This is a genomic window from Kitasatospora sp. NPDC059571, assembly GCF_042735675.1.
Lineage (GTDB): Bacteria > Actinomycetota > Actinomycetes > Streptomycetales > Streptomycetaceae > Kitasatospora.
Window position 1 is genome coordinate 1 of record NZ_JBHWBW010000509.1, and the last position, 5,473, is coordinate 5,473.

General features: G+C 73.6%; 5 protein-coding genes. 4 read left to right on the top strand and 1 reads right to left on the bottom strand.

Annotated features, from left to right (window positions below; genetic code table 11):
• Positions 1-116 precede the first annotated feature (116 nt).
• Positions 117-1,142, top strand: a complete 1,026-nt coding sequence (locus ACFV0G_RS34180) for a LysR substrate-binding domain-containing protein (protein ID WP_380556383.1) — start codon at positions 117-119, stop codon at positions 1,140-1,142.
• Between the two features lie 63 nt (positions 1,143-1,205).
• Here ACFV0G_RS34180 and ACFV0G_RS34185 read toward each other — a convergent pair whose 3' ends face one another.
• The gene (locus tag ACFV0G_RS34185; RefSeq protein WP_380556385.1) at positions 1,206-1,535 is read right to left on the bottom strand and encodes a WhiB family transcriptional regulator; all 330 of its coding nucleotides are present in this window, start codon (positions 1,533-1,535) and stop codon (positions 1,206-1,208) included.
• 570 nt (positions 1,536-2,105) lie between these two features.
• On the opposite strand from ACFV0G_RS34185, the gene ACFV0G_RS34190 reads away from it, so the two are divergent.
• From ACFV0G_RS34190 to guaB, 3 genes are all read left to right on the top strand, one after another.
• Positions 2,106-2,717 carry a response regulator transcription factor gene (locus ACFV0G_RS34190; RefSeq protein ID WP_014136228.1) on the top strand — a complete coding sequence of 204 codons (612 nt, stop codon included), beginning with the start codon at positions 2,106-2,108 and terminating at the stop codon, positions 2,715-2,717.
• A 248-nt stretch (positions 2,718-2,965) separates the two neighbouring features.
• Positions 2,966-3,658 (top strand): RNA polymerase sigma factor ShbA, encoded by a 693-nt coding sequence (shbA, locus tag ACFV0G_RS34195; RefSeq protein WP_380556387.1) that lies wholly within the window; start codon positions 2,966-2,968, stop codon positions 3,656-3,658.
• 278 nt (positions 3,659-3,936) lie between these two features.
• The gene (guaB, locus tag ACFV0G_RS34200) at positions 3,937-5,439 is read left to right on the top strand and encodes an IMP dehydrogenase (RefSeq protein ID WP_380556389.1); all 1,503 of its coding nucleotides are present in this window, start codon (positions 3,937-3,939) and stop codon (positions 5,437-5,439) included.
• The last annotated feature ends 34 nt before the right edge of the window (positions 5,440-5,473 follow it).

Here is a 5,473-nt window from a genome sequence, read left to right on the forward strand (position 1 = left end):
CGCTCCCGCAGCGGGTGGCCGGGCCTCCGGCGTTCCCGGCCGGGCCGCCCGCGGCGGGTGTGCCCCGCCGCCGCGCCGGGGCCCGCTACCCCAAGCCGGACTTATACCCTGGGCGCATGATCGAGGCCCGCCACCTCCGCGTCCTGCGCGCCGTCGCCCGGACCGGCTCCTTCTCCGCCGCCGCCCGGGAGCTCGGCTGCACCCAGCCGGCGGTCAGCCAGCAGATGAAGGCCCTGGAGAAGTCGGTGGCCACCCCGCTCGTCGTCCGCTCCGGGCGCGGGATGCAGCTCAGCGAGGCCGGCGAGGTACTGCTCAAGCACGCCTCCGGCATCCTGGCCGGCCTCTCGGCCGCCGAGGAGGAGGTGGCGGCGATCGCCGGCCTGCGCTCCGGGCGGGTCCGGCTGGTCTCCTTCCCGACCGCCAGCTCCACGCTGGTCCCGCGCGCCGTCGCCCGGCTGCGCAGCGTCCGCCCCGGGGTGCGGGTCTCCCTGGTCGAGGCCGAGCCGCCGGAGTCGCTGGGCATGCTCCGCGCCGGGGAGTGCGAGGTGGCGCTGGCCTTCGCCTACCCCGAGCCCGCCGGCGGCCCGGTCGGGCCGTCCGTGCCGGTGCCGGTGGCGGTGCCCTCGCCGCACGCCCCGCCGCGCCAGGCCCGCGCCCAGGCGGTGCTGGAGGCAGCGGCCTCCGCGGCCGCCACGGACTGGTCCGACCTGGTGGTGCGGCCGCTGCTGGACGACCCGCTGCGGGTCCTGGTGCCGCAGGACCATCCGCTGGCGGGGCGCGGCGACCGCGCGGTGGACCTCGCCGAACTCGCCGGGGAGCAGTGGATCGCGGGCTGCCCGCAGTGCCGCGGGCACCTGGTGGAGCTGTGCGGGGCGGCCGGCTTCGAGCCGCGGATCGACTTCGCCACCGATGACTACCCGGCCGTGGTCGGGCTGGTGGCGGCGGGGCTCGGGGTCGCGGTGCTGCCGGAGCTGGCGCTGGAGACCGTCCGGCGCGCCGGGGTCGCTGCGGTGCCGCTGCGGACCGCCGCCGGTGAGCCGGCGCTGCGCCGGGTGGTCGCGCTGACCCTTCCCGACCTGGCCGGCGTGCCGGCCGTGGCCCTCATGCTGGACCGGCTCGGCGAGGCGGCCGCGGCCCGCTGAGGGGGCCGCCTCCGAGTGGAGAAACGTTTCTTCAACACCCGCCGGGGACCGGCGGGGGCGTGCTCACCGCCGGACGTGCGCCGGCATGGCCAGCGGGACCTCCACCAACTGGCGGTGGCGGGCGCGGCCCAGCAGCTCCTCGCGTTCGTCCTCGGTCAGTCCGCCCCAGACGCCGTACGGCTCGCGGACGGCCAGCGCGTGCGCCGCGCACTGGGCCCGGACCGGGCAGCGCATGCAGACCTCCTTGGCGCTCGCCTCGCGCGAGCTGCGCGCGGCCCCTCGCTCGCCCTCGGGGTGGAAGAAGAGCGAGCTGTCCACGCCGCGGCAGGCGGCGGAGAGCTGCCAGTCCCAGAGGTCTGCGTTGGGGCCGGGGAGGCGGGAGAAATCTGCCATGGCTCTTCCTCTCAAGGACTCAGGACTCGGGCTGGACTCGACGGCAAGGGGACTCGGGGCCTGTTGCTGCGGCGAGGCTGCACGGGGCCGGTACGGACACCTGGAAATATGACTTACGCCACTCACCAGGACAAGTCACCCACAGACCGACACAACAGTCAATGACCGTATAGAAGCTATAAAAACGGACAAATGGGGCATGACCTCGGACAGGCTCCGCGTGGCAATCGGGTGGCGATGCGGACGCGCCCGGGGCACCGTGCCCTCGAACCGGGCGCGCGCGCCGCCCGGGCCGCGCGCGAGCTGCACAAAACTGCGGCGTGTGCACCGCGAGGTGGCTGATGCGTGATGGGTCGGCCACGTACAGTGGTGGAGATGGCCCCGAAGGCCGTAACTCATTCGAGTGACGGTCGTTGGATGTACGGAGGCGGTTAGCGGACGCCGGACGTCGGGAACGATCGCGGGTGGCACCGGCGATCAGAACGGGTCCGTCGCCAATCGGCCGTGTCGGAGAGTGTTCGTACCAGCCAGGAGGCTCAACGTGACGCGGATCAGCTGCGGAGGACGGTCATGACATCCGTACTCGTCTGCGACGATTCCCCGCTCGCCCGGGAGGCGCTTCGACGGGCGGTCGCGACCGTGCCCGGCGTCGACCGGGTGACCACTGCGACGAACGGTGAGGAGGTCCTCCGCCGCTGGGTGGCCGACCGTTCCGACCTCGTCCTGATGGACGTCCGGATGCCCGGCCTCGGCGGGGTGGAGACGGTCCGGCGGCTGCTGTCCGCCGACCCGGGCGCACGCATCATCATGCTCACCGTCGCCGAGGACCTCGACGGCGTCGCCCTCGCGGTCGCCGCCGGCGCCCGCGGCTACCTGCACAAGGACGCCTCGCGCGCCGAGCTGCGGGCCACCGTCACCCAGGCGCTCGCCGACCCGACCTGGCGCCTGGCGCCGCGTCGGCTGCGCAGCCCCGACATGGGGGCGGCGCCGACGCTGACGGCACGTGAGATCCAGGTGCTGGAGGGCATGAGCCACGGCCGGAGCAATGCGGAGATCGGGCGCGAGCTGTTCCTCTCCGAGGACACCGTGAAGACGCACGCCCGGCGCCTGTTCAAGAAGCTCGGCGCATCGGACCGCGCGCACGCCGTGGCGCTCGGCTTCCGCTGGGGCCTGGTCCGCTGAGAGGGTGCCGCCCGGCGGTTCCCCTTGCCCGGACGTGTGACGTCGCGGTCCCGAGGCTGCACCATGGAGGAGTGGAGCACCTCGGGAACCAGCGGACAGGTACTGCGGAGACGAGTGCAACCGCAGCAGGCGCGGCAGGCACAGGGGCGGGAGGCGGTGCGGTGGGGTCGGCGGCCACGCATAACGTTCCGGTGCACAACTCCGGACGCGGTGCCGCGTTCCAGGAGTCGACCAGGCACCATGGACCGATGCGTGACGACGAGGCCGCCGCCCCCGGCGAGGCCGGACCCGACGAGGCGGAGCCCGGCGGACCGGGCGACGCGTCGTACGCGGACACCGCCGCGCAGCGCCGGCCGGTGCTCGGCAGCGGTGCCTCGCCGCAGCTCAACGAGGTCGTGGCGGCCGCCGTCGCGGGCGAGGGCCCGGCCGTCGACGCCCTGCTCGCGTACGTCCACCCGCTCGCGGTCCGCTACTGCCGGGGCCGGCTCGTCCGGCTGCCCGGCGGGGCCCGGCACCACGTCGAGGACGTCGTCCAGGAGGTCTGCGTCGCCGTCCTGTGCGCGCTGCCGCGCTACCGCGACGAGGGCCGGCCCTTCGAGGCCTTCGTGTACGGCATCGCCGCCCACAAGATCGCCGATCTCCAGCGGGCCGCGATGCGCGGCCCCGGCTCCACCGTGATCCCGCCCGGCGACCTCCCGGAGACCCCGGACGAGTCGCTCGGCCCGGAGGAGCGCGCGCTGCTCAGCAGCGACGCCGCCTGGATCAAGGAGCTGCTCTCCAACCTCCCGGCCCGCCAGCGCGAGCTCGTGCTGCTGCGGGTCGCCGCCGGACTCTCCGCGGAGGAGACCGGGGAGGTGCTCGGGATGTCCCCGGGTGCCGTCCGGGTCGCCCAGCACCGCGCGCTCAGCCGACTTCGCGCCCTGGCGGAAGAGTCCTCCTGATCCCGGTGTTGTCAAGGGGGCGCGTTCCGACGCTCCGGACACCAGTACCATGAGGTATCGGCGCCTGGGCAGGTCGCCAAAGTTTCGTGGCTGCGAGCGGGGATCGCTTGGAGGATCCTCCACAGCATTGCGGCGTCTTGGCGGTCGGCCCGTGCCGGTGCGCGCGGGTGTGACCACGGCCGACTCGGCCCGCCGTCCGCCCTCCCGAGACCAACGCGCCCGGACACCCTCAACCGGACGCGACCAGATCAACGGCCGCCACGGAAGGTCCCGTTCACATGTCTTACAACGCCGCAGGCGTACCCGAGAAGTTCGCCATGCTCGGGCTCACGTACGACGACGTCCTGCTGCTGCCCGGGGCCTCCGAGGTGCTGCCGAACCAGGTGGACACCTCCTCGCGGGTCTCCCGCAACGTCCGGGTGAACATCCCCCTGCTCTCCGCGGCGATGGACAAGGTCACCGAGTCCCGGATGGCCATCGCCATGGCCCGCCAGGGCGGCGTCGGCGTGCTGCACCGCAACCTGTCCGTCGAGGACCAGGTCAACCAGGTCGACCTGGTCAAGCGCTCCGAGTCGGGCATGGTCACCGACCCGATCACGGTCGGGCCGGACGCCACCCTCGCCGACGCCGACGCGCTCTGCGCCCGGTTCCGGATCAGCGGCGTCCCGGTCGCCACCGCCGAGGGCCGCCTGCTCGGCATCGTCACCAACCGCGACATGGCCTTCGAGTCGGACCGTACCCGCCGGGTCTCCGAGATCATGACCCCGATGCCGCTGATCACCGGCAAGGTCGGGATCTCCGGCGAGGACGCGATGGCGCTGCTGCGCCGCCACAAGATCGAGAAGCTCCCGCTGGTCGACGACGACGGCCGGATCAAGGGCCTCATCACGGTCAAGGACTTCGTCAAGGCCGAGCAGTACCCGAACGCCGCCAAGGACGCCGAGGGTCGTCTGCTGGTCGGCGCCGCCGTCGGCGCCTCCGCCGAGGCCTTCGACCGCGCCCAGGCCCTGGTCGGCGCCGGCGTCGACTTCCTGGTCGTCGACACCTCGCACGGCCACAGCCACAACGCGCTCGCCTGGATCGCCAAGATCAAGGCCGCCGTCGGCGTCGACGTCGTCGGCGGCAACGTCGCCACCCGCGACGGCGCCCAGGCGCTGATCGACGCCGGTGTGGACGGCGTCAAGGTCGGCGTCGGCCCGGGCTCCATCTGCACCACCCGCGTGGTCGCCGGCATCGGCGTCCCGCAGGTCACCGCCATCTACGAGGCCGCGCTGGCCTGCCGCGCGGCCGGTGTGCCGGTCATCGGCGACGGCGGCCTGCAGTACTCCGGCGACATCGGCAAGGCGCTCGCCGCCGGCGCCGACACCGTCATGCTGGGCTCGCTGCTGGCCGGCTGCGAGGAGTCCCCGGGCGAGCTGCAGTTCATCAACGGCAAGCAGTTCAAGTCGTACCGCGGCATGGGCTCGCTGGGCGCCATGCAGTCCCGCGGGCAGGGCCGCTCGTACTCCAAGGACCGCTACTTCCAGGCCGAGGTCGCCACGGACGACAAGCTCGTCCCCGAGGGCATCGAGGGCCAGGTGCCCTACCGCGGCCCGCTCGGCGCGGTGCTGCACCAGCTGGTCGGCGGCCTGCGCCAGACCATGGGCTACGTCGGTGCCGCCACCATCGCCGAGATGGAGAGCAAGGGCCGCTTCGTCCGGATCACCTCGGCGGGCCTCAAGGAGAGCCACCCGCACGACATCCAGATGACCGTCGAGGCGCCGAACTACACCAGCCGCTGACCCGCGGCCGATCGGCGAGGGCCCGCCACCGCAC

Coding starts and splice junctions, on each gene's coding strand:
- ACFV0G_RS34180 (WP_380556383.1), top strand. CDS start 117: ATGATCGAGGCCCGCCACCTCCGCGTCCTGCGCGCCGTCGCCCGGACC.
- ACFV0G_RS34185 (WP_380556385.1), bottom strand. CDS start 1,535: ATGGCAGATTTCTCCCGCCTCCCCGGCCCCAACGCAGACCTCTGGGAC.
- ACFV0G_RS34190 (WP_014136228.1), top strand. CDS start 2,106: ATGACATCCGTACTCGTCTGCGACGATTCCCCGCTCGCCCGGGAGGCG.
- shbA (WP_380556387.1), top strand. CDS start 2,966: ATGCGTGACGACGAGGCCGCCGCCCCCGGCGAGGCCGGACCCGACGAG.
- guaB (WP_380556389.1), top strand. CDS start 3,937: ATGTCTTACAACGCCGCAGGCGTACCCGAGAAGTTCGCCATGCTCGGG.